This is a genomic window from Pontibacterium sp. (genome assembly GCF_041587635.1).
GTDB lineage: Bacteria > Pseudomonadota > Gammaproteobacteria > Pseudomonadales > Balneatricaceae > Pontibacterium.
Genome location: NZ_JBFGYC010000512.1, coordinates 1 through 2,886, shown reverse-complemented (window position 1 = coordinate 2,886; position 2,886 = coordinate 1). Strand labels below are relative to the sequence as shown.

Below are 2,886 nucleotides of genomic sequence, written 5' to 3'. Positions count from 1 at the left end.
GAGAATTAGATGAGTCCAAATTTGGGCGCATTAAAAAAGGCCCCCGAAGGAGCCTTTAATCATTGGTATTCTGTGAAGTTACGCGCACTGAGCCTTTGGGGATTCGGCTGGCTCTTCACGGTCTGGCTGGTCCATCATTTCAGCCCGAGCAGCGGCTTCTTTTAGAAGCTGCTTCTTCTCGGCATCCACAAAGCGACGCAGCACTTGCTTAATGAGTGGCTGATAACCTAGACCGCGCATTTTTGCGACATCTTTCAGGTCATCAATCAGCGTTGTTTGCATGCGAATAGAGATCAGTTTCAGCTCCAGAGCTTCATCTAGAGCACCGATGTTGATATCTGACTTGACTACATGCTCTTCAGAACAGCCAAGTTCGCCAGACTCCCAGGCTTCTGCTGTGCCTTTGATTTTTTTCATAGTCTAACTCACTATTGGTTACGGGTGTTTATGACAGCCATCATGCGTATCTGTTATAGATATTAGCGACCTGATCTGTCGCTTCGTACGCTGACTTTATTACGATACTTCCAGTCTCAGGGTAGTGCACAAACATTACTTTTAGGCGTCGCCCATGGTCTGTTTCTGATACGAACCACTGAGTGCAAGGATCGGTTGCGTGCTCTTCTCTGTCATCAATGAGAAAGCCTTTCTCTACGTTGGAAAAGCACTCTTCAATCTCACCTTGTGAAACACCATGTCTCTGCGTTAGCTTCTGTCTGATTTTCGGTGATATTTCTATGCCCACTGACGAACGCTCCTTGCTTTCACATAGCCAGTATATACAAATATAGCCCCTGTAGTATATACAGGCCAAAAGAATGCTATAAATTTCCACCCGAAAACTGAAGAATGCTATTCTGCACGAAACCGCATAACTGATAGGCATCAGCAGCATGGGAAGAGCAAAGGACGAGACTCAGGAGCAATACCTGAAGCGCTGCAAACAAGCGGAAAGGGAACTGACCGATCTGGAACTTCGTGCTTTAACTGCTTTCTCGGTTCTGCCGATAGAGGTGCAAGAGGCTTTTACCCAGCTACTGGAAAGCACAGCAGAGAAAGTGCCGGCTAAGCCTCAAAAAGCTCAGCCAGCTCAGAAAAGAAAAGAGTAACTTCATCGTCAGCTTCGACCTTCATTAAGTGGGGCGCAGAAGAATCAGAACCCCCTTGCGCAGAACGATTTATCTGTCGAAGAATGTAGGCTAGGTCAGAACTGGATACTTCCTCAAAATCTCGCCAGCTTCGCTTTCTAGCTTGATCACGAGCCCATCCCGTAACCTCGCATATGGTCATCTTTAGTGCTTCTGGAAGACAGGAGTAAAGTCTAATTAGGATATTTGGCCCTTCATAAACAGCCTTCGAGTACAGATCAGGCTTTGAATTGAGGACAGCCAAAAACTCATCGGTGATGTAGTGCCCTTGATCCTGAAAAGGGATGTCTTCGGCTTTAGCCAAGGTTTGGAAATATGGAGCCATATCCTGATCTAAGCCCATCCCCTTGCAGTACTGTTTTAAGCCGGAATACCCACCCATGGACCGTAGAAGTTTTCGGTAAGCCATTTTTCGATACTTCCCAAAGAGTTTGCGGCCACCCCAGTGACACATTTCGTGCCTGAGTATCGTCTTTAAATGCCTGAACCCCTTCACGCGATTGGCGACTACGTAGATGCTTTCATCATGTAAGGCGGCCACAATCTGGCCGTGCGCCTTCTGTAGCCTTATCTGTTTTTGAAGCCCGAGCGGCAGAAGCGTTTCATCCGGTACCACTTGAACTTTAAGATCTTGCAACCCAAGGCTACCGGAGATTTCTGCAGCCTCACGCCTGACCTTGTTTGCATTAAGCCAAGGGATTCGGCTTGCCAGTGAGCCTAACGGATCAATTACGCCTGGCTAAGGCCTTTTTAGACAAGCGGTCCATACAGGCCTGACCGATCATGACCAGCTCTTCTGGCTCAACAAATACCCGCTCCCTGATCAGGTCCGCGATCTTGGAGAACGGGATAACAACGCTGTCACTGTCCACCGGGATCATTGGTCCAAATTGGCCGTTGTGGATTTCTACTACAAATCGACCGCCAAGCACGCCCTGTGAAGATGGTATAGTTGATTGCTTCGTTTCCTGCTGAAGCTTCTCAATCAAGCGGCGCTCACACTCGATGAAGTAGAGCCGGGCCTGCCGGCCTTTTTCATTGTTCTCCACCATAGCCAACTCTTTGGCTACCCCGACCGTTACGAAGTATTCAATCGAGCGCCTATCCCCGCCCTTTCCATTGGTTCGCCCGTTTTGGCGAATCAAAATATAGTCCTGCTTCTCTACAAAACCGTACTTACTAATGCGGGCCTTAACCCAGTTGGAGAAGTCACGCCCCACCTCAAGAAATCGGTGAAGCTCTCGTGCATTAACGGCCTCTGCTGGCTTGCCAGAGAAAATGCGGGAGTAGATAGTAATTAAGCTTTTGTTTTCTTGGTTAACAGCGATAGAATTCATAACGTGATTTCCTTTTCGAATTTGATGTCACACTCTGGGGCTTTGCGAGGACCAGTCGCTTAGCCCCTCTAATTTTTATGCGGCCTTCAGTTCATTGCGCTTTCTCTTCAGCACCTTGAAGTCAAAATCTGCTGCGCCAGCCTCTTTAAGTACATCAACCAAAGCCTCTTGGTAAACGATTACCTGCATAGAGGAGCGCTTACCGCTCTCCTTTGCCATGTTGTCGTATTGAACATGCCCAGAAGACAATCCCTTCTCGGAAATCTCCCACCCTTTAGATTTACCGTTCTGAACGCTCTTAAGGTAGCCAAGATCCCACAGCGCAAGATTCACATTCTGAGCCTTGCCAGTGCCATTACCGGGAATGCCAGCTCTCTCCCCAAGCTCAGTACCTGTCAGCT

The 2,886-nt window shown here is 48.2% G+C and carries 4 protein-coding genes; all 4 read right to left on the bottom strand.

All coding sequences use genetic code 11. The features are described 5' to 3' along the window. Positions 1-78: 78 nt before the first annotated feature. Complete coding sequence (locus tag ABYW01_RS18275) at positions 79-417, bottom strand: hypothetical protein (RefSeq protein ID WP_372835610.1); 339 nt, start codon at positions 415-417, stop codon at positions 79-81. A 648-nt stretch (positions 418-1,065) separates the two neighbouring features. Next, positions 1,066-1,785: a hypothetical protein gene (locus ABYW01_RS18270; protein WP_372835607.1), complete on the bottom strand. Its 720-nt coding sequence runs from the start codon at positions 1,783-1,785 to the stop codon at positions 1,066-1,068. Between the two features lie 88 nt (positions 1,786-1,873). Beyond that, positions 1,874-2,485, bottom strand: a complete 612-nt coding sequence (locus ABYW01_RS18265) for an antA/AntB antirepressor family protein (protein WP_372835604.1) — start codon at positions 2,483-2,485, stop codon at positions 1,874-1,876. Between the two features lie 75 nt (positions 2,486-2,560). Then, positions 2,561-2,886, bottom strand: a 326-nt coding sequence (locus ABYW01_RS18260; protein WP_372835602.1) for a hypothetical protein, incomplete at its 5' end; no start/stop codon positions are given.